25 protein-coding genes and 1 riboswitch are annotated in these 25,249 nt (G+C 43.4%); of the genes, 14 read left to right on the top strand and 11 right to left on the bottom strand.

Features of this window, described 5'->3' with window-relative positions; translation table 11 throughout:
- On the bottom strand, positions 1 to 1,377 hold the full coding sequence (locus BLW16_RS07660; RefSeq protein ID WP_090555959.1) for a voltage-gated chloride channel family protein: 1,377 nt from the start codon (positions 1,375 to 1,377) through the stop codon (positions 1 to 3).
- A gap of 33 nt (positions 1,378 to 1,410) precedes the next feature.
- Positions 1,411 to 1,472, bottom strand: a riboswitch (Fluoride riboswitch).
- Positions 1,473 to 1,631: 159 nt separating this feature from the next.
- Here BLW16_RS07660 and BLW16_RS07655 point away from each other — a divergent pair.
- Entirely contained in the window at positions 1,632 to 2,951 is a 1,320-nt protein-coding gene (locus BLW16_RS07655; protein WP_245735170.1) for a sensor histidine kinase, read from the top strand.
- Positions 2,952 to 3,519: 568 nt separating this feature from the next.
- Entirely contained in the window at positions 3,520 to 3,663 is a 144-nt protein-coding gene (locus tag BLW16_RS23210) for a hypothetical protein (RefSeq protein ID WP_175470507.1), read from the top strand.
- Positions 3,664 to 4,070: 407 nt separating this feature from the next.
- Here the strand turns inward: BLW16_RS23210 and BLW16_RS07650 are convergent, their stop codons facing one another.
- Complete coding sequence (locus BLW16_RS07650) at positions 4,071 to 4,436, bottom strand: response regulator transcription factor (protein ID WP_090555958.1); 366 nt, start codon at positions 4,434 to 4,436, stop codon at positions 4,071 to 4,073.
- 114 nt (positions 4,437 to 4,550) lie between these two features.
- Between BLW16_RS07650 and BLW16_RS07645 the strand changes: the two genes are divergently transcribed.
- Positions 4,551 to 5,246, top strand: coding sequence for an AcvB/VirJ family lysyl-phosphatidylglycerol hydrolase (locus BLW16_RS07645; protein WP_175470506.1), 696 nt, complete (start codon positions 4,551 to 4,553; stop codon positions 5,244 to 5,246).
- Positions 5,247 to 5,356: 110 nt separating this feature from the next.
- Here the strand turns inward: BLW16_RS07645 and BLW16_RS07640 are convergent, their stop codons facing one another.
- Complete coding sequence (locus BLW16_RS07640) at positions 5,357 to 5,845, bottom strand: PRC-barrel domain-containing protein (RefSeq protein WP_090555956.1); 489 nt, start codon at positions 5,843 to 5,845, stop codon at positions 5,357 to 5,359.
- Positions 5,846 to 5,856: 11 nt separating this feature from the next.
- Positions 5,857 to 6,018: a hypothetical protein gene (locus tag BLW16_RS23205; protein ID WP_175470505.1), complete on the bottom strand. Its 162-nt coding sequence runs from the start codon at positions 6,016 to 6,018 to the stop codon at positions 5,857 to 5,859.
- A gap of 126 nt (positions 6,019 to 6,144) precedes the next feature.
- Between BLW16_RS23205 and BLW16_RS07635 the strand changes: the two genes are divergently transcribed.
- Positions 6,145 to 7,416 carry an ATP-binding protein gene (locus BLW16_RS07635; protein WP_090555955.1) on the top strand — a complete coding sequence of 424 codons (1,272 nt, stop codon included), beginning with the start codon at positions 6,145 to 6,147 and terminating at the stop codon, positions 7,414 to 7,416.
- A 35-nt stretch (positions 7,417 to 7,451) separates the two neighbouring features.
- Here BLW16_RS07635 and BLW16_RS07630 read toward each other — a convergent pair whose 3' ends face one another.
- Both BLW16_RS07630 and lspA read right to left on the bottom strand, forming a co-directional pair.
- Complete coding sequence (locus BLW16_RS07630) at positions 7,452 to 8,114, bottom strand: peptidylprolyl isomerase (protein ID WP_090555954.1); 663 nt, start codon at positions 8,112 to 8,114, stop codon at positions 7,452 to 7,454.
- A 1-nt stretch (position 8,115) separates the two neighbouring features.
- On the bottom strand, positions 8,116 to 8,619 hold the full coding sequence (gene lspA / locus BLW16_RS07625; RefSeq protein WP_090555953.1) for a signal peptidase II: 504 nt from the start codon (positions 8,617 to 8,619) through the stop codon (positions 8,116 to 8,118).
- 271 nt (positions 8,620 to 8,890) lie between these two features.
- Here lspA and BLW16_RS07620 point away from each other — a divergent pair, with 271 nt between their 5' ends.
- Positions 8,891 to 9,364: a low affinity iron permease family protein gene (locus BLW16_RS07620; RefSeq protein ID WP_090555952.1), complete on the top strand. Its 474-nt coding sequence runs from the start codon at positions 8,891 to 8,893 to the stop codon at positions 9,362 to 9,364.
- A 95-nt stretch (positions 9,365 to 9,459) separates the two neighbouring features.
- Here the strand turns inward: BLW16_RS07620 and BLW16_RS07615 are convergent, their stop codons facing one another.
- Entirely contained in the window at positions 9,460 to 10,038 is a 579-nt protein-coding gene (locus BLW16_RS07615; RefSeq protein ID WP_090555951.1) for a YciE/YciF ferroxidase family protein, read from the bottom strand.
- A gap of 67 nt (positions 10,039 to 10,105) precedes the next feature.
- Complete coding sequence (locus BLW16_RS07610; RefSeq protein WP_175470504.1) at positions 10,106 to 11,722, bottom strand: L,D-transpeptidase family protein; 1,617 nt, start codon at positions 11,720 to 11,722, stop codon at positions 10,106 to 10,108.
- 250 nt (positions 11,723 to 11,972) lie between these two features.
- On the opposite strand from BLW16_RS07610, the gene BLW16_RS07605 reads away from it, so the two are divergent.
- From BLW16_RS07605 to fabV, 3 genes are read left to right on the top strand one after another with little or no spacing between them, the layout of a single operon-like run.
- Positions 11,973 to 12,596: a phosphatase PAP2-related protein gene (locus tag BLW16_RS07605; RefSeq protein ID WP_090555949.1), complete on the top strand. Its 624-nt coding sequence runs from the start codon at positions 11,973 to 11,975 to the stop codon at positions 12,594 to 12,596.
- Positions 12,597 to 12,634: 38 nt separating this feature from the next.
- The gene (locus tag BLW16_RS07600; RefSeq protein WP_090555948.1) at positions 12,635 to 14,095 is read left to right on the top strand and encodes an aminoacyl-histidine dipeptidase; all 1,461 of its coding nucleotides are present in this window, start codon (positions 12,635 to 12,637) and stop codon (positions 14,093 to 14,095) included.
- Between the two features lie 38 nt (positions 14,096 to 14,133).
- The gene (fabV, locus tag BLW16_RS07595) at positions 14,134 to 15,333 is read left to right on the top strand and encodes an enoyl-ACP reductase FabV (RefSeq protein ID WP_090555947.1); all 1,200 of its coding nucleotides are present in this window, start codon (positions 14,134 to 14,136) and stop codon (positions 15,331 to 15,333) included.
- A 104-nt stretch (positions 15,334 to 15,437) separates the two neighbouring features.
- Here the strand turns inward: fabV and BLW16_RS07590 are convergent, their stop codons facing one another.
- On the bottom strand, positions 15,438 to 15,893 hold the full coding sequence (locus BLW16_RS07590; RefSeq protein ID WP_090555946.1) for a ferritin-like domain-containing protein: 456 nt from the start codon (positions 15,891 to 15,893) through the stop codon (positions 15,438 to 15,440).
- Positions 15,894 to 16,041: 148 nt separating this feature from the next.
- On the opposite strand from BLW16_RS07590, the gene BLW16_RS07585 reads away from it, so the two are divergent.
- The 3 genes from BLW16_RS07585 (at position 16,042) to BLW16_RS07575 (ending at position 19,350) form a co-directional block, all read left to right on the top strand.
- Entirely contained in the window at positions 16,042 to 16,467 is a 426-nt protein-coding gene (locus BLW16_RS07585; RefSeq protein WP_217631534.1) for an organic hydroperoxide resistance protein, read from the top strand.
- Between the two features lie 331 nt (positions 16,468 to 16,798).
- Positions 16,799 to 18,229: a chromosomal replication initiator protein DnaA gene (gene dnaA, locus BLW16_RS07580; protein ID WP_090555945.1), complete on the top strand. Its 1,431-nt coding sequence runs from the start codon at positions 16,799 to 16,801 to the stop codon at positions 18,227 to 18,229.
- 137 nt (positions 18,230 to 18,366) lie between these two features.
- Positions 18,367 to 19,350: a 2-hydroxyacid dehydrogenase gene (locus BLW16_RS07575; RefSeq protein WP_317039945.1), complete on the top strand. Its 984-nt coding sequence runs from the start codon at positions 18,367 to 18,369 to the stop codon at positions 19,348 to 19,350.
- Positions 19,351 to 19,357: 7 nt separating this feature from the next.
- On the opposite strand, the gene BLW16_RS07570 is transcribed toward BLW16_RS07575, so the two are convergent.
- Positions 19,358 to 20,911, bottom strand: coding sequence for a protein adenylyltransferase SelO (locus BLW16_RS07570; protein ID WP_090555943.1), 1,554 nt, complete (start codon positions 20,909 to 20,911; stop codon positions 19,358 to 19,360).
- A gap of 319 nt (positions 20,912 to 21,230) precedes the next feature.
- On the opposite strand from BLW16_RS07570, the gene BLW16_RS07565 reads away from it, so the two are divergent.
- Positions 21,231 to 21,827 (top strand): RNA polymerase sigma factor, encoded by a 597-nt coding sequence (locus BLW16_RS07565; protein WP_090555942.1) that lies wholly within the window; start codon positions 21,231 to 21,233, stop codon positions 21,825 to 21,827.
- A 24-nt stretch (positions 21,828 to 21,851) separates the two neighbouring features.
- Here the strand turns inward: BLW16_RS07565 and BLW16_RS07560 are convergent, their stop codons facing one another.
- A complete protein-coding gene (locus BLW16_RS07560; protein ID WP_090555941.1) occupies positions 21,852 to 23,711 on the bottom strand; it encodes an alpha-L-fucosidase in 1,860 nt (619 codons plus the stop codon).
- A gap of 189 nt (positions 23,712 to 23,900) precedes the next feature.
- On the opposite strand from BLW16_RS07560, the gene BLW16_RS07555 reads away from it, so the two are divergent.
- Positions 23,901 to 24,149: a hypothetical protein gene (locus BLW16_RS07555; protein WP_090555940.1), complete on the top strand. Its 249-nt coding sequence runs from the start codon at positions 23,901 to 23,903 to the stop codon at positions 24,147 to 24,149.
- 104 nt (positions 24,150 to 24,253) lie between these two features.
- Positions 24,254 to 25,102 (top strand): DUF6515 family protein, encoded by an 849-nt coding sequence (locus BLW16_RS07550; RefSeq protein WP_262497151.1) that lies wholly within the window; start codon positions 24,254 to 24,256, stop codon positions 25,100 to 25,102.
- The last annotated feature ends 147 nt before the right edge of the window (positions 25,103 to 25,249 follow it).

The following is a 25,249-nucleotide window of genomic DNA, read 5'->3' as shown; positions in this document are numbered from 1 at the left end:
TTATTCTGTTCCGGACCCGGGGAAACGGTATTTCTCGATTTTAGAATGAAGGTACCCTCTTCTGCGGCTGGCTTGGCCCGGGGATGTTTCGCTTTCATCAGCTGTTCCTTCAAATTTTGGAACAGTGATGGTCTGGGCAGAATAGATTCCTGAATGGCCGCTGAAAAAGTAAGCTGTAAAACAGGCTATGGCAAACAGCAGGGCATACTCGCCTCCAAAGAGCTCTATGCCCATAAAAGTACAGGCCAGCGGTGTATTGGTTGCTCCTGCAAATACTGCAATAAACCCCAGGGCAGCAAACAGGCTTACCGGTGCGTCCAGCACCTGAGCGAGGGTATTGCCCAAAGTAGCGCCTATATAAAATAAAGGAGTGACCTCTCCTCCTTTAAACCCTGAAGCAAGTGTGGTGGTGGTATAAACGGTTTTCCATAACCAGCTCCAGGTGTCTGCTCCTCCTGCGTGAAATGCCGAGGGGATGGTGATGGCGCACGGGTATTGCGGGTCTACACCGAGGCTGAGATAATCCTGTTTTCCATTGATGTATGTTAGCCCGATAATGATCAGCCCGCCGATCACCGGAACCATCCATCCGGCAGGGCTCACTTTAACAAATATTACTTTCAGCTCCTGTACCATCCCTGAAAAGAGGAAACTGGCCAGGCCAAATGCAATGGCCGCAACGGTAACCTTAAAGACCAGTAAAAGGTCTGCAGGCAACCAGACAGCGCCGTGGTAAGTGGTATGGGCAAATACATCAATATGGTAAGCCGTATGGTGTATGCCCCATGCAGCAACCGTAATATCGGCAATCACACTGGCAACCAGCGCAGGGAATAATGCATTGTAGCGGATGCTTCCAATGGTCAGCACCTCTAAGGCAAAGATTGCCCCGGTAAGAGGTGTTCCAAAGACAGCACCAAAGCCGGCAGCTATGCCTGCGGTAAGCATTACGCGGGTATCCTGTTCATTCAGTCTGAACCACCGTCCGAACATTCCTGCAATGCTTCCGCCAATTTGTACGGCAGTGCCCTCACGCCCTGCCGATCCGCCAAACAGATGTGTGATCACCGTTGTTGTCAGAATAACAGGGGCCATCCTTTTTGGAATGCCTGCACCGGCCTGGTGTATCTCTTCAATGATCAGGTTATTTCCCTTTTCGGAATTTTTTCCAATGGAATTATAGGTCATGTAGATGGCTATTCCAGCTGCAGGGAGGAAGAATAGCAGCCATTGATACTGAAAGCGGTAGTGTATGGCAAGATTTAACAGCCATAAAAACAATGCGATAATGCTGCCGGTTACAATTGCAATAGGTAAGACAAGGATGATCCAGCGGATAAGCTGTTTAAGAATGGAGTAATGTTCAAATTTTTTCACCTACAAAATATTAGGCACAACGCATTGTGCGGGTTAATTGCAGGCGTCATCAGCAATGCGGTTTTTTAAAGGAAGACACCATTTCCTCTTCAAAAGTAAGTAATTTTCTTAAAAATGATTCGGTGTTTTTTAATTTTTTTAATCAGTCCCCCTGCATTAAAAAATGCAATATAATGTATATTATTATTGGCTATATTTGAAACACAGTGACATCCGCGCATCTTATATACAGGCTTAGACGTATTCAGGTTAGATTGACCGGGACTGATGCTGCATTTTCATTGGAGGCACGTATCTATCATTCCATCTGTATTGTTGCCTTTATTGCATTGGCGTATAACGTTCCCTTTAATTATTTTGTCGGCTTGCCGAGAGTTGCTTTTGTGAGTTTTGTTGCGCTGATCGGTTTTGCCTGGCTGTATTATATGTCACGTATCCGGAGAGAATTTATCTACAGCGTAATCGGAATGGGGGTTCTCGGAAATGTCTTCTTTGCCGTGGTGTACTTTTTAAATTCGGGTATTGACGGCCCTACACTCATTCTTTTTGCCTTATTCTTTTACCTGCTGTCATCCACTGCGCCTAATAACCAGCAATGGCCCTGGTTATTGGTGAATATCTCTTTCGTACTGGGAGTCTGTGTGACGCAATATTATTTTCCTTTCCTGGTACCATCCACTTACCCTACACTGACCAGCCGTTTTACAGATGCGGTATCTGCTTATATCGTGGTGATCTTCTCTTTGTTCTTTTCCCTGAAATACCTCAGGCAAAATTATGAGACGGAAAAGAAATCGGCGATCAACAGGGCCCTGGATATTGAACTGAAGAATATCCAGCTTGAATTGCTGAACGGGGAAAAGAACAAACTTTTTTCTATCGTGGCGCATGACCTTAGGAGCCCGCTGGCTTCCATACAAAGTTACCTGGAGCTTTTAACCGCCTATCCTTTAAAGGAAGAGGAGAAAAAAGAAATTGAACTTAAACTGTTATCGCTCACTAAGAACACCTCCAACATGATGGGCAATTTATTATCCTGGTCAAAATCCCAGCTGGACGGTGTAAAGGTAAATGTTCAGCCAATGGAGCTGTTGAAGGTGCTGCGCGATATGCTGAAAGTTGAAACAAGTATTGCCCAGGAGAAAGGGCTGGATTTAAAATGCGACATCGGTGAAAACATCTATGTTGAAGCAGATGCCAATATGTTGCTGCTGGTGATCCGCAACCTGATCAGTAACGCGATCAAGTTTACGCCAATGGGAGGAACTATAGACGTGATGGCTAAGGTTGAAGGTAATTGTAAAATCACTATAGCAGACTCAGGAATGGGGATAGAGGAGGGCGACCAGAAATATGTTTTTTCTTTGAAAGCGAAATCTACTTTTGGTACGAACAATGAAAAAGGCGTCGGACTAGGTTTAATTCTGTGCAAAGAATTTACAGAACTGCAGGGCGGTTCTATCAGCTTTACCAGTACACCGGGAAAAGGAACAGCCTTCACCATATCAATACCCGTATTTAATAAAAATATTGCAGCCTCTTCACAACAGGGGGAATTGAGCGATCAGCTTTAATTATTAAAATGCTATTTTTTAGGATTAAATATTTCCAGAACCTGCGTTACGGTGTTATTTTCGATGTTTTATGGTAGTTGTCTGACCGTTAAGTGATTATAATTATTTTTTTTGTTTAATTTCTGAATTATTAATATATTTGATTAGTCCTCATGACTACATTAATTCTATACGATTGATGCATGAAGCCGGGTAGACTGAACAATGCCCGGCTTTGTTTTTTACAGGTCTTTTTATCATTACCAGTCAGGAATTTTTCTTTATCAAAATATTTCACCGGGTTTTCGTGTCAGCAGGTCCCTGGGTTGCCTGTTGCGCTAAAAGCATTTAATTATCCATAGCAGTTTCTCTTTCCGTTAATTTTTTAGCTGTGGTATTCAGTACAAAAAAGCCTAAATTGGTGTTGAAAATACACTTAGTGGGAAATGCTGCTTTCTCTGAACTTAAAATTTAGGTTTCAGAACAAATAAATGTTTAAAAAAAAGAATTTTATCTGTTTGTATATTTGCTATATTAGTAATATCAAATTATAGGTCGAGTAAAATTAGATGATATAATCAATAAAATCATGGAAGATAAAACAGCACCAAATACAGAAAGCCCCCTAACAACAGAGCCAATCCTGGTAGATGCAATCATCGAAACCCTTTCCAGGGAAGGAGAAAATATCAAAGAGCTCCTTAACCGGAAGAATCTGTTGGAAGAGAATTAGCGGAGAGGCGGTAATAGCCTGGAAGTTCGATGTGATTTTACAGGACGGGCACTGTCCTGCTAATTGCATATTTGTTTATTATCCTTAAAGGGCCTGTTTCCAAACTCCCGGGAACGTGTGTCTATATGATGAGGCAATTTCTTCAGGGATTAAAATTATTCCCGGGCGGGATCGTGTCGCATTGAGGGGCTATACACATCAACATGTGTCTTTTTTTTGTCGGATAGGAGATTAATCGATTTTTTATACTGTATTATAAAGAAACCGTTTGATTTCGTTCCTATGCAAGCGCTATTTATTCATTCGAACCAATGTATCAAAGAACCCCCGGACTAACCGGCAGGGATGTGCAGCAGGCTTTGTAGTTAGGTTGGTTAATACTCCAGTCTGCTGTACCTACCATTTTCTCAATGGAGTTCGATCTGTTTATTGATCTTACTTAAAATATCATTAATATCGAACGGTTTACTGATAAAATCATCGGCGCTGCACTGCCTGAATATAGTTCCGGCCTGCGCATTTGCAGACATCACAATAATCGGAATATCCTTTATCATCTGTGTTGTTCTGATCTCTTTACACAATTCAATTCCATTGCCGTCCGGCAGCATTACGTCCAGTAAAAACAAATCAGGGATGGTTTTTGCCATAGCGGCATGGAAGGAAGTTACATTGGGAAAAAGTTTTACCTGATATCCTTCATCTTCAAGTAAGAATTCAATGATCTGCCTGATGTCTTGGTCATCTTCAACAACGTGTATTTGCTTCATCATTTTCGTAGGTTATAATAGATATCATCCTAGTACTGACAAACCTTATACCAAATACTTTGTTTTCTGAATAAAAATACGGTTAATTGTGAAGGTTATTCCGAGACACAAATGAGAATGAAGAAATCAATGATAAAACCGGCCCTTTGCCTGTTTCTACTGAGCGGTTTTTGGAATGTGAAGGCGCAGCAGGCACAAAACCTGTCAGATTACCCTTTACATGTGCAATATAAAAAATCTGTTAAGCCCATCCTGGTTTACCTCACCGGGGACGGTGGCTGGAATGGCTTTTCTGAGGGGCTGGTAAACGAACTGGGCAAAAACGGATATGCAACGGTCACACTGGATACCCGTAAATATTTTTGGAATCAGAAAACTCCTGAAGGGTTTGCAAAAGATATGACAGTGATCTTATCTGCATACATGAAATTATGGAATAAGGATTCCTTTTCTATCATCGGATATTCTTTTGGTGCAGATGTAGGCTCCTTCCTGCCTGCGCATCTGCCTGATGAGCTGTCGGCCAAACTTGTTTCTGTGGTGCTGCTCTCCCCGGGGCGTTCCACAGGGTACGTTGTGAAGCTGAAAAACCTGCTGAATTACGGCCCTACGGATAAAGAGAAATATAAGGTTTATCCGGAGCTGACCAAAGCGATCGTTCCAATCTGGTGTATTTTTGGAAATGAAGAAGAAAGTGATTTTTATGCGCTGATCAAAGAAACCTCACAGCTGCATAAGGCAACCATTCCGGGCTCGCACAAGTATGATGACAACTTCCCTGCTGTCATGAAGGCGATACAAAAAGGCTTATAAAAAAGAAGCGGGGATATATCCTCCGACATATCTCCACTATCTAAATTAACGCTCTCATATATACAGACGCTCTAAAATCTGCTTTATTGTGTTTCGTCTGAACTATTTTATTAAATCCCGTCCCCGCCTGTAAACCTTCGGCCGTAAAAGTTACGTTCATTGTAATGATCATGTTCATAAAATGTCCGCTCGTCCCAGGTTTGCTGAATATCGATATTATCTGAAAACGCATCGCGGACAATGGTTTCGTCTTCAGGTTTGAAAGTTTCCCTGATATAATCCGGTGCCGCGGCAAGCTGTGCGATAGTAATTGCGGGCAGATACACTTCGTCTTTGGTGAGGTGCAACTCAGCAAGGCCGATAGGAATCAGTACTTCTCTGTTTTCTACACCAAATACCCTGGCCTCCAGGTTGGCGATCAGGTACCTTACCTTTCGCGTGGCAGGATTGAACAGCAGGTCATGTACCTTGCCTATGGAAGCACCGGAGTGCTCTTTGATATGCCATCCCTTCACATGAGGCTCACCGTCAGCGATCTCATAGTCGCTTCCGTCCAGTTCCTCAAGGCGGCGGTTGTCGTCTATATTTTCGGTTGCCATAAAATCTGTTTTTAAGGTGTGGTAACTATTGTGGAGTCTTTGATAATCTTATCTGATGTTTTATGATCGTCTTTATGTATAGAGAAATACACGATTGCGATACCCACCAGGATAATAATCAGCCAAAGCCACCACAGGCTTTTTTGTTTAGGTTGTACATTTAAGGTTGCCATAGTAGAGAATTGTTTTAAATGTTTTCATGATAACCTTATCGGTAAAGAATTGTTTCGCAGAATGAATAATTAGGGACATAAGTCGTGATTATTTATTAATTTTATCTATCGATTCTTCTTCTTTTTATGGCAAACAACGTAAATATCACCTCCAATGGCATCCAGAAAGTATTGCGTAATTATAATGAAAAGCAAGCACTTGCAGAATATGTGTGGAACGGTTTTGATGCCCACGCCGATACCGTAGAGATCAGCTATACGTCAAACGAGCTTGGTTTTATTGATGGGCTGGAGATATCTGACAATGGTCACGGCATAAATTTCGAAAATCTGAGTATTAAGTTTGATCCTTTTTTTGAATCTGAAAAGGCTACCTATCTGCCCCTGAACAAAAACAGGTCTGTGATGCACGGGAAAAATGGAGTGGGCAGGTTAACCTTTTTTAAATTTGCCAATGATGCAGAATGGCAGACTACCTTTTTACAGGGCGGATCACTGCAGAGCGGCAGGATCACAACCGGGGTACATGCACTGAACAATTACCAGGCAGGCCTGCTGGATATTCCCCTTAACGATAAACCCGGCACAAGGGTGCTCTTTTCAAACCTGAGGATCTCTGCTGAGGAGCTTGAACAGGAGATCATCCCGTACCTGAAATCTGAGTTCTGCTGGTTCCTTGAACTGAATAAGAAAAATAACTATTCAATCCTGGTCAACGGCGTCATCCTGGATTATACCGATAACATCCAAGATTACGAAGACGGCCTGCTGATCAGGTATGAGGATAGTAGCACCGTATTTAAGCTGAAATTTGTTCAATGGAAAGAATCCCTGCACAAAGAGCTGTCTAAAGCTTATTTCATCAACGAAAAGAACCTGGAAATGCACAAGGAATATACTACGCTGAATAAAAAGGCCGATGAATATTTTCACAGCGTTTATATAGAAAGCGAGTTCTTTACGGACTTTGATTTCAGTGGCTCCGAATTTGATACCCAGGTAAAATTATACCACCGTTCAAAATCCTCTCCGGAGTTTAAATACCTGCAGAAAAAGGTGAATGAACTGTTAAGGGCAAAACGAAAAGCATTCCTTAAAGAGTATTCATCCCGGCTGCTGGAACGTTATGAGAAGGATGGTATTTTATTGCCTGCCGGAACAGGCCTTGTTCCTGGTGTAAAGCGGAATAAAGATCTGCTGAGTATCCTGAAGACCTTTTATGAAATCCAGCCCAGGCTGTTCAGTAACCTGAGTATTGACCAGAAGAAAACTATTGTTGCCCTGCTGGACACGCTGCTGTTTTCAGATCAGCGGAAACAGATCGTTCCGATACTTGAAAACATTGTAGATATGGAAGAAGAAGAAAAGGCGGAGCTGAATTCGATATTGTTAACTTAAGTGTTTACCGACAGGAAATCTGTTTGGACAACCTGTTATTTTTTTAACTTTTTAATCTCAGCTTTTGTCAGTATGCGGAGGCTGAACTTCAAAAGGCTTAACGGCAGGTCAGTTGAACTGGTAGGTACGCTGTTGATTGCTTCAGCCACGCTTATGCCTTCTACGATTTCGCCGAAAATAGTATAGTCACCATCAAGTTCAGGTGAGCCGCCTATAGTTTTGTAGGTCTCCCGCTGCACCGCAGAAAACTTACGCCCGGTTTTAGTTTCTATCCGGTCCAGTTCAGCAGCTGTTCTCTTTTTTCCTTCTACCAGATAGATCTGGTCCAGGTAGGATTTCTTTTCCGGATTGTCATTTCTTCCCTGTCCCAATGCACCTTTTTTATGATAGAGATCAGGCCTGATCTCGGCTTCTACCCTTTGAAGGGGTACCTCAGGATGAAGTTTTTCCCTGTCCAGAATGGTTTTATCCAGTTCACCGGCCTGACTTACAAATCCTTTAATCACCCTGTTGAATCCGGCGCCATTGAATAAACCTGTTTTGATGGCCATTAAAAAGTTGTCCCGGTGTTTTGGTGTTTCGTCATATAACATCAGGGTGATCTTTCCTTTGGCAGTGGAAATCTGCACATAGTTTGTTTGTGCTTCAGCTACGGAAATAACCAGCAGAAGCAAAGGGATAAGGATGAATGTCTTCATTTTATTCTTTTATAAGTGTGTTGTCTTCAGGTTTAACATACAGATTGATCAGGATCAGGATCATGCCCACCATAATAGATACGTCGGCAAGGTTAAAGATCCCCGTTTTGAAAACGAAAAAATCAATATGTACAAAATCTGTTACCGAGCCATAAATCAACCTGTCGTAAAGATTCCCCAATCCACCGCCAATCACAAAACAAATGCCCAGTACCAATAGCCTGGGCAGCTGCGTATTGGTGATTAAATAATAGATACCATAACAAAGGGCAATGAGCGGGAGCAGGGATAAAAAGATGAATTTCACCGAGCCGGCCAGTGAATCCCCCGTACTTAAAAAGGCACCTGAGTTTTCTATTTTGGTGAATACCAAATGTTTTCCTATGACCTCTATCGTTTCCTCATAACTAATGTTCTGTCTTGCAGCATGCTTGGAAATCTGATCGCAGCCGGCATTGGCGATGACCAGCAGTAAAATAGAGGTGTTTCTCAACGTATTGTTCATTAGCCATTTAATTCAGCTGTAAACATAAAGTCTTTTGGGAGTAATTTCAAATAAAGGCATGCTTTAATTATTCAGGATTTGTTTCCTGCAGGTTAATGTGGAAATTTTCCGGTGCGGCATAAGAGGCTGGCGATGATCAGCGTGCAGGGATGTCATAAAAATAATTCAGTTAATTGTCTCAAACAGAACGCCCATGTTGTTGTTATTGGCATAATACCTGCGGCTGGAGGACCAGCAGTAAACACATCCGTCAAACCTATTTAATATCTATATGGAAAAGAAGAAAGAGTCATTTTTCGAGACAATGGCTACGAAGATTACCTGCTGGACGGGCAGTTCCCCCGCATTCGGGATTGCCTTTGCGGTAATTGTTATCTGGGGGATAACCGGGCCAATTTTTAAATATTCAGATACCTGGCAGCTGGTAATCAATACCGGAACTACGATCATCACCTTCCTGATGGTCTTTTTAATCCAGAAATCACAGAACAAAGATTCCAAAGCCATTCAGCTCAAATTAAATGAACTGATTGCGGCAAGCAGGCATGCGAGTAACAGGATGGTTGATATTGAAGACCTGACGGAAAAAGAACTGGATGTGCTGCATAAATACTATCAGCGGCTTTCTGATATTTCTGAAGAGGATGATGATATCCATCATTCACATTCGATAGATGCTGCGGACGACCTGCAGGACTTTAAAATCAATGAGCGTTTGGGAGGCGGGGCTAAGCAGCCAGACTAAAAGCCCGCTTTCCAATAAAAAAGCCAGACTAAACTTTTATGTTTAGTCTGGCTTTGGCAATCAGGTTTCAGCTTTAAAGCTGAAACCTGAATTCACTATTCAGCAGAAGCCTGTTCGTTCACAAAACCTTCTGCGATCGTTGTCAATGCCACATCTGTAGATTTTTCATTCTCCAGTGTTTGCGCCAGCAGGTCTGCCACATCAGTATGGCCCATATTCTCTGCGAAAGTTTTCAATGTACCATAAGTAGCAATTTCATAATGTTCTACTTTCTGTGCAGCAAGGATCAGTCCTGCATCCCTGATCATTGTTCCTTTTTCAGTCTCAGAGATAATGCCATCTGCTTCTTCCAGTAAACCGGCCATTGCATCACATTTTTTTGCAGCTGCTTTTTCATCAAGCAATGCAAACACCTGTTCCAGTGTTTCAATGTGGGTTTGTGTTTCCTGGGTATGTTTTTCAAAAGCTGCCGCCAGTTCCGGGCTTGTTGCTGCTTTTTTCATTTTTGGAAGAGCTTTTACCAGGTGTTTTTCAGCCCAGTAAATGTCTTTCAGTTCGTCAACAAAAAATTCATGGAATTCTGAATCTTCCATTTTTCCGGTATTACCAGCAGGTTTTTTTTGAGCTGCTTTTGGAGCAGATTTTGTCGGTGTTGTTTTTACTGTAGTTGCCATAGGTTGATATTTTTTGTTTGTTTTTCTTGATTATTAACCTATAACCCAACAGCGATTGAAATGTTTATTATTTTTTTGATTCCTCTGATTTAAACATTTGCCTGGCCATCGCCTGGTCATGGCCATAAAGATCTTCCCTGAAATTCAGGAGCCCGTCCTTGTCCACCCAAGAGGTAAAGTAAGTGATAAACACTGGTACAGGCTGTTTCATGTTCACCCATATTTCGGTTTTTGAATTCATCGCCCTGTCAATTTTTTTACCTGTCCATTCAGACCTGTCTGCCAGCAGATATCCGGCAAGTTTTTTTGGCTGCGCCAGCCGTATGCAGCCATGGCTGAAAGCGCGTTTTTCTTCGGCAAATAATGATTTTGCGGGCGTATCATGCAAATATATATTATAGCTGTTGGGAAACAGGAACTTTACCCGTCCAAGGGAATTGGTGTTTCCGGGTTTTTGTCTTATCAATGGCAGCCCTTCGCTTGTACCGTATTGTTCCATATTTTTTTCGGCCAGATAATATTTGTTTTTACGCATCTCCGGCAGGATTTCTGCACGTACGATGCTGGGCGGGATATTCCAGTAGGGGCTGAAAACAATGTTCTTCAGTTCATTGCTGAAGATCACGGTTTTGTTGGCTGCCTTTCCAACTACTATACCCATATTCAGCACTTCCTTTCCTGATTCGAAAACATGAAGTTTATACTCAGGGATATTTACAAGGATGAACTTGCTTTCCGGGATCGAGGGAGTCCATTTCATCCGTTCCAGGTTGATCAGCAGCTGCCGGATACGCAGTTCGGCAGGTATGTTGAGTGCAGCGATCAGCGTGCGGTCTATTCTGCCGCTTTCGGTGAGCCCGAATTGTTTCTGCGCTTTTTTAACAGCCAGCCCAAGGGCCTCATTAAATACAGGGGTACTGTCAGCAGGGTCCAGATCTCCAAAGTCTGCCAGGCGCTGTTTAATCCTGCTGATGACCATACAGGTATCTCCGGCGATGTATTTGGTTTTACCGGGACTGATCTTTTCCCAGCTTCCCCTTTGCCTGATCCCGTACCAGCGTAACAGTTCTTTGTTCAATGTTTTATAATACAGGTTCACCGGTTCCCAGTTTTCAAGGCTGGTACCTTTTTTTGCCACCAGTGAGTCTAGCAGGGCTACTGCATCCAGTTTTCTGCGGGGAATATACCATTGTAGTGCTGCGGGGTCCAGTTTCCCGGCGTAAGCATAGGTTACGAAATTGAAAAAGTGTTGTGTAAGTGACAGCTCCAGATTCACCAGTTCGGCACTGGCAGACCGGATAAGGGTATCTTTACTGATCAGCGTGCCGAGTTGCCGGTGCAGGGCCTGATCTGCATCCGTACTGTCACGGGAAGCAGAAATGTAATTCTTATCCAGTTCATAAAATACCTTTGCCTGTTCTGCAAGGCCATTTTCAGCCAGCCATGCAAACTGGAAGTTCCTGCTGTTGTAAAAGTTTCTCAGCCTGTTTGCCGAACTGTCCTCCAATCCCTGAGTGCTGATGTATTTCTCCATCTGCAGGCTGTCTATCAGCAATTTGGTCACCGCATTCTTCGGCGTAATCGTAAGATCTCTTTCTACCTTAACTTCTTTCTGCCGGCAACCTGCAAACAACAGCAGCAACAGGATTATTTTCGGCGACAGGGTTTTTATATAGCGATTCATTGAGCTCAATATAATCAATATACCTGATTTCCGAATTCCTGTATAAATTTTCTGAGGAGAAGTACCGGAAATTGTTTTGTGCTGGCTACCGCGGTAACCCGTCATGTTTTACTATTTAAAAATAAAATGTATCAGAAGTGAGGACGGGCAATATTTTCTGCTATAGATTTTAATGACAATTTAATTCCCAAAATGCACCGGACAGGAAATGTAATATTATATTTGTTGCCGATATCACTAACCAATATGAATGCAAACTAAACAGCTCACCTGGCGATTTGCCTGGGATTACCCGCTTTTTAGGGTAAAACTCGTTTTAGGCCTGTTCGTTATGGGCCTGATCGTCTTCTATTTACAGGACTTCTTTTTATTTGTCCAGAAAAGGAATGGCGGAATACCCATTCATGACTGGGTGTTAGCCGCGCTTCCTGCGCATGACGTTTCGGTGTATATATTTCTTATCCTTTACCCTGCCTCCGGACTGTTTTTCTGGAGAATGAGAAAAAATACTGAACTTTGTATTACCGCACTCTGGGGATACATTTTTCTTTGTCTGGTCAGGATGCTCACCATTTCCCTGGTTTCTCTGGAACCACCGCTGAACCTGGTGCACATGACTGACCCGTTTTCGATCATTTTCTATGGTTCAAACATGATTACCAGGGATTTGTTCTTCTCCGGGCACACGGCAACGCTGTTTCTCGTAGGCCTGTGCCTGGAAAATAAAAAGGAAAAGGCCATTGTTTTCTGTGCTACTGCCATATTGGGTCTGCTATTGCTGATTCAGCATGTACATTATACAGCTGATGTGCTTGCAGCACCATTTTTTAGTTACCTCTTCTGGTATATGGGAAAAACTATTGCAAGGATTTAAACGAGAATCCTTAATTTGGCGGCTTATTAATTTATTTAATGGAAGTCAATAATTTAGAACCTCAGGGGCTCTGGCAAAATTTTGTTCATCTGAACGCTGTTCCGCGTGCCTCGAAAAAAGAGGACCGGGTAATTGCTTTTATGATGAATTTTGGTGAAGAGCTGGGCCTTGAAACGATTAAAGATGCAGTCGGGAACGTAGTCATCAAAAAAAATGCTACCCCGGGCATGGATGATCGTAAAACAGTTGTTTTGCAATCTCACCTTGATATGGTACATCAGAAAAACAGCGATACAGCTTTTGACTTTGATGAACAGGGCATCGATATGTTCGTAGAGGGCGACTGGGTGAAAGCCCGCGGCACTACTTTAGGTGCCGATAATGGTATTGGTGTGGCTGCCATCATGGCTTTGCTGGCATCTGACACAGTTGAACACCCGACGCTGGAAGCCATGTTCACCATCGATGAGGAAACCGGCATGACGGGTGCCAAACAGCTTGACCCTGCAAATTTCACAGGCAGCATCCTGCTCAACCTCGATACAGAAGAAGATGACGAACTAACCATCGGCTGCGCCGGAGGCATAGATACAAATACAAGATACAACTACCAGCAGGAAACTACAGACGTTAAAAGCACCGCCTTTGAGGTGAAGGTTAAAGGGCTGGTTGGCGGGCACTCCGGGATAGATATTCATAAGGGCAGGGCAAATGCAAACAAGCTGATGAACAGGTTGCTGTACGTGATAGCCCAGACCATTCACATCCAGCTGCACAGTGTGGATGGGGGGAGCCTCAGAAACGCAATTCCAAGGGAGTCTACTGCTGTTGTTGTGGTGCCATACGGACAAAAGGAACTATTTATCCTTCTTTTAAAGCAGTTCTCTGAGTTACTTACCGAGGAATACAGTACGATTGAACCATCAATGATCATCAGCAGTGAAGAAACTACACTGCCATCCAGGGTAATGACATTTGTAGATTTTAAAAAGATCGTCAATGCAATTTATGCCCTGCCGAACGGCGTGTTCAGAATGAGCCCCGATATCAGCAATCTTGTAGAAGCATCTACCAATTTGGCCAGGGTAATCGTTAAAGACGGAGAGTTTATTACACAATCACTGCAGCGGAGCAGTGTGGAAAGCACCAAAGCCGATGTATCCAGTGCGGTAAGTGCAGCCTTCGAAAATATTGGCTGTAATGTACAGCATGGAGGAGATTATCCCGGATGGAAACCTGACCCTGATTCGGATATTCTGAGACTAATGACAGATCTGTACCGGCAGATATTTGGTAAAGATCCGAAAGTTGAGGCCTGCCATGCCGGTTTGGAGTGCGGCATTCTGGGTGCCCACCTTCCGGGAATGGATATGATCTCTTTTGGTCCCACCATCAGGGCTGCGCATTCTCCGGATGAACGTGTGCAGATCTCTTCAGTGAAAAAGTTCTGGGTTTACCTTACAGCGATATTGAAAGAAATCCCCAAAGACAATAAATAAAAAAGAATTACTATTTTAACCTTCTATAAAGAATATATATGATTATTGCACCAAGAATACGTGGATTTATCTGCGTGACCTCTCATCCAAAAGGATGTGAACAAAATATCGTCAATCAAATTAATTACGTTAAATCAAAAGGAGCTGTCGATGGTCCTAAACGTGTATTGGTGATTGGTTCTTCTACAGGATTCGGACTGGCATCAAGAATTACTGCGGCTTTTGGCGGAGATGCAGCTACAGTTGGTGTTTATTTTGAAAAACCCCCTGCACCTGGAAAAACAGCGTCTGCAGGATGGTATAATACTGCCGCCTTTGAAGCAAAAGCCCATGAGGCAGGACTATATGCAAAGAGCATCAATGGCGATGCCTTTTCTGATGATATCAAAAAACAGGTGATCGATCTGATCAAATCTGATCTGGGCCAGGTTGATTTGGTGATCTATAGTCTTGCTTCCCCACGCCGTACCCATCCTAAAACAGGAGTCATATATAATTCTGTTTTAAAACCAATAGGACAAGTTTTTACAAATAAAACGGTAGACTTTCATACAGGTTTGGTTTCCGATATATCGATCCAGCCGGCAAATGAAGAGGAAATAGAAAACACCGTTGCTGTAATGGGCGGTGAAGACTGGAAGTTCTGGATAGAAGAGCTGAAGGCCGCAGGTTTGCTGGCTGAGGGAGCAACAACTGTTGCCTATTCTTACATCGGCCCTGAGGTAACTGAGGCGGTATACCGTAACGGAACAATCGGCCGTGCAAAGGATGATCTGGAAGCCACTGCATTCGTGATCAAAGACAAACTGAAAGACCTGGACGGCAAAGCCTTTGTTTCCGTCAATAAAGGACTGGTGACCCAATCAAGTTCTGCTATTCCCGTGATTCCTTTATACATTTCCCTGCTGTATAAGATCATGAAGGAAAAAGGAATACATGAAGGATGCATCGAGCAGATTCAGCGTTTGTTCCAGGAGAGGCTATTTACAGGTGCTGAAGTTCCGACTGATGAAAAAGGAAGAATCCGTATTGACGATTTGGAGATGCGTGCAGATGTACAGGCACAGGTGGCTAAATTATGGAAAGAATCTACTACAGAAAGCCTTCCTGAGATTGGTGACCTTGCCGGTTACAAAAATGATTTCCTGAATTTATTCGGATTTGAGGTTGCTGGTGTTGATTATGATGCAGATGTCAATGAAATGGTAGAGATACCGGGACTTGTGAACAACGCATAAAATTGCAGACAGGGGTGTGCCTCCGTATATGAAAGCAGCCGTATCATTTTTATGATACGGCTGCTTTATTTCAGGGCTTTGCTTATAATTTCTGTTGAAAGGTTTTATGACTTGCGCTGCAGCAGTAAAGATTCTATTTCCTTTAGTGCTTCCAATACGCCATCCCTTTGTTTTTTCAGCAGGTCAATGTGATCTGCATGATCTGCATAATCACTGATGTACTCGTCGTACTTATCGATTGCAGCTTTTTCGCCCGTTACAATAGCTTCCAGTATTGCTACGTCCTCTTTGCTGCTCAATGCCTGCTTGATGTCTATCCAGGTACGGTGTAAGGCGCCAAGCACACCACCGCTTTCATTATCAGCATCGCCGCCATGTGTGGCGATGTGCGCTCTTAACTCTTCTGCATATAGTGCACGCTGAGCTGCATATTTTAAAAATACGCCCTGTAATTCTATTTTCTCCGATGCTTCGGCCGAAGATTCATATCCTTCTTTTCCGTCATTGACAATTGACAAGAGTTCTTTTAAATCACTGATGATTTCTTTGTTGGTTTCCATAGGTAGATGGTATTAAATTAAAATTTATACCTCTTATAACCGGGACTTCCGGAAATAGTTTTTGAATTTTTATTTGATCAGCGTATTGCAATAATTTGAAACGGGCGTCTTTATCAAAACATAGGATTTAGTTATATGTTTAAACAGCATGGAGAAGATAGAGAAAATATATACTGCTGAAGCAACAGCCACAGGCGGACGTAATGGAGAGGTAAAATCATCAGACGGTGTACTTGATATAGAAGTGAGAACCCCAAAAGAAATGGGTGGTGCAGATGGTGCGTACAGTAACCCGGAACAGCTTTTTGCAGCGGGTTATTCAGCTTGTTTTGACAGTGCATTAAGTTTAGTGATCAGGACGGAAAAAATCCAGACAGGAGAGACAAAAGTAACTGCACAGGTCAGCATTGGAAAGAATGGTTCCGGCGGATACGGACTGGCTGTAAAGCTGCAGATTTCTATTCTGGATGTTACGCAGGAGGTTGCCCGTTCCCTTGCAGAAAAAGCCCATCAGGTATGCCCTTATTCAAACGCGACGCGTGGCAATATTGAGGTTGAATTAGAGATCATATAATTTAACTGCGGATCATGGTTTTTGCCTTGATCCGCAGTTGTTTTGCAGATTTTCCCTGCGCAAACAGGTAACAGGACAGTTACCGAATGTGGGGATATGTGTATCTTAACGTGTCTATTCACATACTTATTCACACGGTATTCCCGTTGTTTATAAGTTATTAACAAAATTTTTAGTTTTATTCATCGTATTGGTTTGCCTGTTAATGACTTACAAAATAGATGAAATTTTATCTTTTTTTGTTAGTAATTTTTTGGATATTCGCCCTCCCAAAACGGCAGGAATGTTGGCTGTAATTTAATTCGAAAACCTCTAGTTTATTTAAAGAAATATGCAAAAAACTTGTACCGAAGTATGGAATAATTGTCTTCAGATTATCAGGGATAACATCCCGGGCCAGAGTTTCAAAACCTGGTTCGAGCCTATCTCTGCTTTAAAGCTGGAAGACAATGTACTGACGGTACAGGTGCCAAGTTTATTTTTTTATGAATGGCTTGAAGAGCATTATGTAGGATTATTACGCAAGACAGTTAAACAGCAAATGGGAGAAGAGGGCCGTCTGGAATATAATATCGTAGTTGATAAATCGTCTAACAGCGGTTCCCCATATACAACCAGTATGCCATCAAATGGCAATGGGGCAGCTTCAAAAATGCAATCTATGCCGGTTCCTGTATCTATCAATAAGGATATCAAAAATCCATTTATCATTCCGGGTCTGAAAAAACTGAATGTAGACCCGCAGCTGAACTCCAATTATACTTTTGACAGTTATGTAGAAGGTGATTGCAACCGCCTTGCCCGTTCTGCGGGTTTTGCCGTAGCAGCGAAGCCGGGAGCTACATCGTTTAATCCGCTGATGATCTATGGCGCCGTGGGATTGGGGAAAACCCATCTTGCACAGGCAATAGGCAATGAGATCAGGCGGACCCTGCCGGATAAACTGGTGATCTTTGTCTCCTGCGAGAAGTTCTGCCAGCAGTTTGTAGAATCTTTGAAGAACAATACGATCAATGACTTTGTGAATTTCTATCAGGCTATGGATGTGATCATTATGGATGATGTACATAACTTTGCCGGCAAAGAGAAAACACAGGATATTTTCTTCCATATTTTTAACCACCTGCACCAGTCCGGCAAACAGATCATCGTTACTTCTGATAAGCCGCCAAAAGATCTTTCCGGTTTGGAAGAACGCCTGCTCAGCCGTTTCAAATGGGGGCTTTCGGCCGATCTTCAGATTCCCGACCTGGAAACCAGGATCGCTATCCTGAGAAAAAAAATGTACGCCGATGGTATTGAGCTGCCTACCGAGGTAGTGGAATATGTGGCAAACAACATTGACAACAATGTGCGTGAACTGGAGGGGGCAATGGTTTCCCTGCTGGCACAATCCACTTTGAACAGAAAAGATATTGATCTTGCCCTGGCTAAGTCGATGCTGAAGAACTTTATCAAAAATACAACGAAAGAAATTTCAATGGATTACATCCAGAAACTGGTATGTGAATATTTTGAAGTTCCAGTTGATATGGTGAAATCTGCTACCAGGAAACGTGAAATCGTGCAGGCACGCCAGATTTCGATGTACCTGTCTAAAAGCCTTACCAAATCCTCATTGAAGAGCATTGGTGCGTTTTACGGGGGAAGAGACCACTCTACGGTGATCTATGCCTGTCAGACGGTGGAAGACCTGATTGATACCGATAAAAAATTCAAAGGATATGTAACGGATATCCAGAAGAAATTAAAAATGAGCTAAGGGGCTTTTTGCTGTTCCGTTTCATTCCCGCTTTCCCCGCAATAAAATCATACTGCAGACAATGACCGGCATCACTTCAATCGCTGATTATCTTTAATTCATTTGGAGATTTAAAGTTTATCTTTAGGCAAACTTTAATGATGAGAGTAGCTATTTTCAGTACCCAGTCTTATGATAAGCAATTTTTTAACCTGGTGAATGCCAGTTTTGATCATGAACTGACCTTCCTTGAACCCGCTTTAAGTGCTAAAACTGCTATACTAGCGGAAGGTTGTGAAGCCGTTTGTGTATTTGTAAATGACCTTGTGGATGCAGAGACTTTAAAGGTTTTACACCAGCAAGGCATTCATACCCTGGTATTGCGATGTGCCGGTTTCAACCAGGTAGACCTGCAGGTAGCGGCAAACCTGGGCATCAATGTATTCAGGGTGCCCTCATATTCTCCGGAGGCCGTTGCAGAACATGCCGTAGCGATGATCATGACGCTGAACCGTAAGACCCACAAAGCATATAACCGTGTCCGGGAAGGGAATTTCTCGCTCGAACGCCTGATCGGTTTTAACCTGTCGGGTAAAAAAGTGGGGCTGATCGGCCTGGGACAGATCGGTATTGCCTTTGCCCGCATCATGCGGGGTTTTGGTACCGAAGTATTGGCTTATGACCCTGTCGTAAGCGATGTTCCCGCTGGTATCCGGCTGGTGGACTATGATACCCTGATCTCAACTGCCGATGTGATCTCTATCCATTGCCCGCTCAATGAACATACACGGCATATGATCAACCAGCAGGTTTTTGAGAAAATGAAAGATGGCGTGATGCTGATCAATACGAGCAGGGGCGCTATCCTGGATAGCAGTGATGCGATTGAAGCGCTGAAACAGGGCAAACTAGGTTACCTCGGAATTGACGTTTATGAGCAGGAAGACAAGCTCTTCTTCAGGGACCTGTCCGAAAGCCTGATTGCTGATGAACAAATCCTGCGGCTGATGAGTTTTCCCAACGTGCTGATCACCGCGCACCAGGGCTTTTTCACCACTGAAGCCCTTACTGAAATAGCACATACCACCCTGCAGAACCTGAGTGATGCGCAAAACGGAACCGCTAACCAAAATAAATTATAACCTGTCTTTAGGAACTGCAGGAGAGCGTTGAACTTCCCGGCTGTGTAACCGCCCATTCAGGCCTGAGCTTAAAGAACTCATCGTGCGCATCCGAATACGGGTCTTTCATAGCCTCTTTTAATTTCAGGAAGAGGCTGTTTTGTCCCTGTTCCATCTCCTGTATGGCCTGGTGCAGCAAGTAATTCCTCAAAATGAAGCGGGGATTATTTACCCTCATGATCGTTTTAGAGGCTTCCCGCGTAATCTCATTTCTGCTGATCCTTTCCAGGTAAGATTGGATGGTGGTATTCAGTTTCAGGATCGCTTCTCTGGTAGGTTCCCCATAAAATGAAGGTTTAAAATGCCCTGCAATATCTTCGGTCTGCAGATCGCTGGGAAGGGTAATCAGCAGCTGGAAAAAGATAGTCATGTCCGGTTTGATCATATCCATGGTCTCCTCCACATTATCAATCAGCTGATGATCTTCTTCCCTGAGTTTATCCAGCCCCAGTTTACCAGCCATCATGCCAAAGTATTTGTCCAGATAGATGGTTTTGTATGCTTCGAGGATAGCTACAAGTTCATTGGTGTTTTCAAACAGCGGCGCTATGGCACTCGCCAGGCAGCCTAAGTTCCAGTAAGCTACGGTATGCTGCCGGCCAAAAGCATATCTGCGGCCGGGGAGGTCCGTGGTATTCGGCGTAAAATTCGGATCGTAATCATCAAGAAATGAATAAGGGCCATAGTCAATGGTTAAACCCAGGATAGACATATTATCGGTATTCATCACCCCATGCACGAAACCTACTCTTAACCATTCAACGATCAGTGCAGCTGTTTTGTCTACGATTTCTTTAAACCAGATGAGCGTTTTCTTCTCACCCTGAATATGAGGATAGAACTGTGCAATAGTCCAGTCGGTAAGTTTTTGTAACTGATCGGTTTCCTGTCTTGCCGCCAGCATTTCAAAGCTGCCGAAACGCAGAAAGCTGGGTGCTGTGCGCATCACTATGGCGCCGGGTTCGTAAGCTGTCCTTCCATCGTAAAACATATCACGCAGTACCTGATCACCGGTTGCAACCAGGCCCAGTGCCCTGGTGGTAGGTACGCCAAGGTAATACATGGCTTCACTCATCAGGTATTCGCGGATGGAGGAACGGAGAACTGCCCGTCCGTCGCCCCGGCGGGAGTATGGGGTAGGGCCTGCACCTTTTAATTGCAGTTCAACTGTTCCTTTTGTGGCGGTAGGCCATTCGCCAAGTGTAATGGCGCGTCCGTCGCCCAATTGTCCTGCCCAGTTTCCAAACTGATGGCCCGCATAACAGGCCGCGTAAGGATACATGGTAGGAGAAACTAGGTTACCGCCCAAAATCTCAATATCCTGCGCGTTGGGGGCAGCGATATCCAGTTCCGCGGCAAGTTCATCAGACCAGGCCAGGAGTTCGGGCTGACGGACCGGGGTAGGTACTGCTTTGCTGTACAAAACGCCCGGTGTTTGCCTAGGCTGAAGGTTACCTGTATAATCACCGTCAAAGGTAGAGACAAATACTTTTTCAAATGTTTTTGTACTTAAGTTATCCATAACGCTAAGGTAAGGCCATTTTGGCGCAAAAGGGTTATTTTACTGTCAAATCAAATGGCCGATGTATAGTGAAGTGATGGCCTGCACCAAACTATGGTACAGTTAAATTGCGGGGAATAAAACCTTAATGCCTATCGGTCTGGTTTAATTAAAGATACTAAATGTTTATGTTTTCAAATTACAATTTTAAAATAATTGGGATAATTTATCAATTTTTCTTCTAAGAGAAAAATGAATGGAATGAACGGCAATTTCCTTTTGGATTCATCCGATTAGGGGTTATTTTTACGACGGTTAAATTAATTAATAATTTAATGTTATGATTCTAGCAGAGTTTGAACCTATTCATGTGACTAACAGTTTCTGCGATGATCCTGATTGCCACCATTGCCTGGATGCAAAATTTGTACGAGATCTTCAGGAGCGTAACCAAGTATCTTTCAGACAACTATATAGTCTCTATGCTTCTCCTTTACTGGGGATTATCATGAGAGTGGTTCCTGAGAGAGAAATTGCGGAAGATATTCTGCAGGATTCTTTTGTAAAGATCTGGAAATCCATCAATACGTTTGATCCTAAAAAGGGAAAGCTCTTTACCTGGATCGCTAAATTGGCCCGCAATTCGGCAATTGATTATAAAAGGGGCAAAACCTTCTCCAAAAGTACACGGAACGAGGATATCGACAGTGTTTTTTGCCAGGTTGATAACTTTCATTATGTGCCGGACAAAACGGATTCTATTGGGGTGAAGGAGTTGATGTGTGTGCTGACCGCCTCACAAAAGCAGATACTCGATCTGGTATATTTTCACGGATACACACAGGCCGAAGTATCTGATGAGCTTCAAATTCCCTTAGGAACAGTAAAATCGAAGATCAGGCTGGCGGTAAAAGAGCTGCGCAATTACTTTATGTAGCCTGTTCTTCAATTCCGTTTAATGTTATTTGTAAATTTCAATCTGTGCGCCGTTCAGCTGCACTTTTCCATTGTTTCCCGGAACAGCTTGTTTTGATACGATTTTTATATATCTGGCAGCTATTGTTTGAGGCAATACAATGCGCTGAAGAATAGGATTGGCTTCGATATTAGAGAATTCACCGCTGCTTTGGCTTTTCCATGATCTACCGTCTTCACTGGTCAGCAGTTCATATTTTTCAATTGCCCCGGCCGAAGATTTCTCCTGGTCTGGCAGGTAACTCAATGCGGAGAAAGTCAGTGTCTTTCCCGGGTCAATGGTGATGGAGTTATTATCGTTCACCGTTTTCCATGAGGTTTTATCATAGCTGTTGTCATCTTTTTGTGTACCAACAGTTTGCAGTTTTGGTTGCAGGTAAAGCCCGATTTCACTTAAGGCGATACTTACTGGTGCATATACATGGATACGTACTTTAAGGGCTGTTTCTTCCTTTGGCAAACGGATGATCCTGTTAGCGCCGATACTGGTGGCTTTTGCAAGTTTAAACCACTGGCCATCTTTAAAAGCCTCTACTGCAACGCTGTCTATACGCTGCCCGAGTTTAATATTTTCACGAAGCTGGATGAGCGAAAAGCGAACAGGCTGTTTAAATGTGAAGTTAACGGCAGCCTGGTGAACGTTATCATCTGTAGCCCAGTACGTGTAACGGTCTCCGTCTGTTAAATTGGCTGTACCGAATGTTTTTTGCTGTTTTCCGCGTAAGTTACTTACACTGATGGCTGCCTGTCTGGTCAGGTTGACCGCAAAGACCTCGTTGAGATATTTTCCGAATGCGGCAAGTGCGGCTACGTCATTCTGGTGCAGGATTCCTTCTGTTGTTGGAGAAAGGCCAAGGTCAAGTGCTCCGCCGCGGCCTACTGAGCTGCAATAGATGTTAAATAACTCCGCGGTAGTTTTTAACTGGTTGTCCTGTTCAGGATGATAAAACCATCCCGGTCTGAGTGCAACATCACCCTCAAAAGGGATCCATTGTTTTCCGTCCCTGGTGCCGCTGCCCAAGTTATTGTCGTCCATAAACCCCGGCATTGGTGCTTTGTCTTCTTTTCCTTTAATGGTGATGGTAGACCAGCTGGTCTCCGGTGCCAGGCCCTTTTCATTGCCAACCCAGCGTACATCCAGTCCGATATCACTAAAGACAGACGCATTGGGCTGCAGTTTCCTGGTGATGGCCCAGGTATTCATCCAGTCGTAATAGGACGACTGATCAACTTTTCTTTTCTCGTTCTTTCCGCCATAGAAGCCGTCACCTCCGTTGGCGCCATCATGCCAGCTCATAAACAAATCGCCATAATTACTATACAGTTCCGTAATCTGCTTACGGTAAACATCAACATATTCTGGTGTCCCATAAGTGGTATTGCTCCTGTCCCATGGTGAACAATAGATCCCGAATTTCATACCTTCCTGTTTGGCGGCCATTTGGAATTCTTTTACCATATCGCCCTTGCCATTTTTCCAGGGGCTCTCGCTGATATTATACGTAGAAGTTTTTGTAGGCCATAGTGCAAAACCGTCATGATGTTTGGCAACATATACTATTCCCTTAAATCCTCCCGATTTCGCTGCAGCCACGATCTGGTCTGCATTAAATTTTAAGGGGTTAAATATTGAAGGATCGGCATCGCCATAACCCCATTCTTTATTCTGAAAAGTTGTTGGCGTGAAATGAACAATACAATACATTTCCGTTTCCTGCCATTTGAGCTGTCTGTCGCTCGGAAGGGCACCGTAAGGGGCCGGTGCGGACCTCTGTGCATAGGAGGAAACTGTAGTAACAAGTATTGCAGGAATGAATAATAAATTACGCCTTTTAAATATGTTCATTTTAAGATTGATGATGAATTGACATTCCGAAAGTACAATTCTTTTTTTATTTCCATTAAAATAGCAGATGAAATATACTTGTTGCAGGCAGTGTTGAGCTAATGTGCTGTTATGCGGCTCAGTTTAATACTTTTGAATTAAAACTTATTGGTAAAATGCTTGTTTTAAGTAGATAAAAACATTATTCTTATGAAACACAGCAAATTATTTATTGCCTTTACTCTTGCCGGAATGGTTTTAGTTGCCTGCGGTGGAAACAACAAGGAAAAAACGGGTGCAGATTCTTCATCTACAAGTTTGATGACTGACAGCACTGCTGCAACTGATACATTGGGAAGTGATACCAGCGTGAAGCCTGCAGATAGTACACATTCATTTAGAAACGACCGGGGTACCGATAGTATAAGCGCCGGGAAATCTGTGCCTGCAAAGCCTTAAAGGCATCTTTTATCATCGTTATGTCACCTTTAGGTGATTCTGTTAAACACGAATAATCCTTTTCATACCTTAAAAGTCATACACACAAATTGACTTATTTAATTATGAAAACTCTAAGGTTTAAATCGGTAATTATATTAGCATCTCTGCTGATCGTCAGCGGATTTTCTATAGATAGTGCTTTGGCACAAGGACGTGGTGGTCGCGGTGGTGGCGGAGGTTTCTCTGGCGCTTCCCGCGGTGGCGGTGGTGGTACTGCCTTCCACGGAAGTCCGGGCAGAGGTATCTCCGGTGGATCGGCTTTCCGCGGCGGTAGCAGCAGGTCATTCCACGGGGGTGGAGGTACAAGGATTGCAGGCAGGGGCGGAAGAGGCGGCTTTTACGGTGGTGGACATTATGCTGGCCGCGGGGGTTTTGGACGTGGATATTACGGTCATGGCTTTGGCAGACCATACTACGGCTACTATAATTACTACAGGCCATATTTAGGTTTTAGTCTGAACATTCTGCCTTTCGGTTATTATCCTTTCTTCTGGGGAGATGCACAATACTATTATTCTGGTGGTTTATATTACAGACAATATGATAATGAGTATAAAGTTGTAGTGCCTCCTGTTGGGGCAGAAGTGCCAAAATTGCCTTCAGATGCACAGGAAGTTACGATTAATGGAGAGACTTATTACGAATATAAAGGTGTATACTACAGTCCGGTTGAGAAAGCCGACGGGAAAACTTCGTATGTCATTGCCGGAAAAGATGGTGTTTTAAACACTCCTGATGGCGATATCAGTGCGGGCAATGGTGCTAAACTTGGTGATGTAGCCAATGAACTTCCTGAAGGTGCAAGAGAAGTTACTGTAAGAGGTGAAAAGCTGTATGTTTCTGAGGATGGAGTTTATTATGAAGCTATACAGGACGGGGATAAAACTACTTACAAGGTCGTAGGGATATAATCTCCGTTCGTTTGCAGGTTGTTCATTTGCAGAGCTGGATTGCTCATTTGCAGGGCTGTTTCATTTGCAGGACGAAGTAATCTTTAGGATCATTTTCTGCTGAAAAAAGGTAGAGTTACTTTGATGCTGCCGGCTGCTGAAGCGCAG

Origin of the sequence: Pedobacter hartonius (assembly GCF_900107535.1) — a bacterium.
GTDB lineage: Bacteria > Bacteroidota > Bacteroidia > Sphingobacteriales > Sphingobacteriaceae > Pedobacter > Pedobacter hartonius.
Note: the sequence above shows the minus strand (reverse complement) of the source record. Positions and strands in the feature narration are given on the sequence as shown.

What these genes read in the sequence shown, in the direction of transcription:
- BLW16_RS23210 (WP_175470507.1), top strand. Translation starts at nt 3,520, where the DNA reads ATGGAAGATAAAACAGCACCAAATACAGAAAGCCCCCTAACAACAGAG.
- BLW16_RS07650 (WP_090555958.1), bottom strand. Translation starts at nt 4,436, where the DNA reads ATGATGAAGCAAATACACGTTGTTGAAGATGACCAAGACATCAGGCAG.
- BLW16_RS07645 (WP_175470506.1), top strand. Translation starts at nt 4,551, where the DNA reads ATGAAGAAATCAATGATAAAACCGGCCCTTTGCCTGTTTCTACTGAGC.
- BLW16_RS07640 (WP_090555956.1), bottom strand. Translation starts at nt 5,845, where the DNA reads ATGGCAACCGAAAATATAGACGACAACCGCCGCCTTGAGGAACTGGAC.
- BLW16_RS23205 (WP_175470505.1), bottom strand. Translation starts at nt 6,018, where the DNA reads ATGGCAACCTTAAATGTACAACCTAAACAAAAAAGCCTGTGGTGGCTT.
- BLW16_RS07635 (WP_090555955.1), top strand. Translation starts at nt 6,145, where the DNA reads ATGGCAAACAACGTAAATATCACCTCCAATGGCATCCAGAAAGTATTG.
- BLW16_RS07630 (WP_090555954.1), bottom strand. Translation starts at nt 8,114, where the DNA reads ATGAAGACATTCATCCTTATCCCTTTGCTTCTGCTGGTTATTTCCGTA.
- lspA (WP_090555953.1), bottom strand. Translation starts at nt 8,619, where the DNA reads ATGAACAATACGTTGAGAAACACCTCTATTTTACTGCTGGTCATCGCC.
- BLW16_RS07620 (WP_090555952.1), top strand. Translation starts at nt 8,891, where the DNA reads ATGGAAAAGAAGAAAGAGTCATTTTTCGAGACAATGGCTACGAAGATT.
- BLW16_RS07615 (WP_090555951.1), bottom strand. Translation starts at nt 10,038, where the DNA reads ATGGCAACTACAGTAAAAACAACACCGACAAAATCTGCTCCAAAAGCA.
- BLW16_RS07610 (WP_175470504.1), bottom strand. Translation starts at nt 11,722, where the DNA reads ATGAATCGCTATATAAAAACCCTGTCGCCGAAAATAATCCTGTTGCTG.
- BLW16_RS07605 (WP_090555949.1), top strand. Translation starts at nt 11,973, where the DNA reads ATGCAAACTAAACAGCTCACCTGGCGATTTGCCTGGGATTACCCGCTT.
- BLW16_RS07600 (WP_090555948.1), top strand. Translation starts at nt 12,635, where the DNA reads ATGGAAGTCAATAATTTAGAACCTCAGGGGCTCTGGCAAAATTTTGTT.
- fabV (WP_090555947.1), top strand. Translation starts at nt 14,134, where the DNA reads ATGATTATTGCACCAAGAATACGTGGATTTATCTGCGTGACCTCTCAT.
- BLW16_RS07590 (WP_090555946.1), bottom strand. Translation starts at nt 15,893, where the DNA reads ATGGAAACCAACAAAGAAATCATCAGTGATTTAAAAGAACTCTTGTCA.
- BLW16_RS07585 (WP_217631534.1), top strand. Translation starts at nt 16,042, where the DNA reads ATGGAGAAGATAGAGAAAATATATACTGCTGAAGCAACAGCCACAGGC.
- dnaA (WP_090555945.1), top strand. Translation starts at nt 16,799, where the DNA reads ATGCAAAAAACTTGTACCGAAGTATGGAATAATTGTCTTCAGATTATC.
- BLW16_RS07575 (WP_317039945.1), top strand. Translation starts at nt 18,367, where the DNA reads ATGATGAGAGTAGCTATTTTCAGTACCCAGTCTTATGATAAGCAATTT.
- BLW16_RS07570 (WP_090555943.1), bottom strand. Translation starts at nt 20,911, where the DNA reads ATGGATAACTTAAGTACAAAAACATTTGAAAAAGTATTTGTCTCTACC.
- BLW16_RS07565 (WP_090555942.1), top strand. Translation starts at nt 21,231, where the DNA reads ATGATTCTAGCAGAGTTTGAACCTATTCATGTGACTAACAGTTTCTGC.
- BLW16_RS07560 (WP_090555941.1), bottom strand. Translation starts at nt 23,711, where the DNA reads ATGAACATATTTAAAAGGCGTAATTTATTATTCATTCCTGCAATACTT.
- BLW16_RS07555 (WP_090555940.1), top strand. Translation starts at nt 23,901, where the DNA reads ATGAAACACAGCAAATTATTTATTGCCTTTACTCTTGCCGGAATGGTT.
- BLW16_RS07550 (WP_262497151.1), top strand. Translation starts at nt 24,254, where the DNA reads ATGAAAACTCTAAGGTTTAAATCGGTAATTATATTAGCATCTCTGCTG.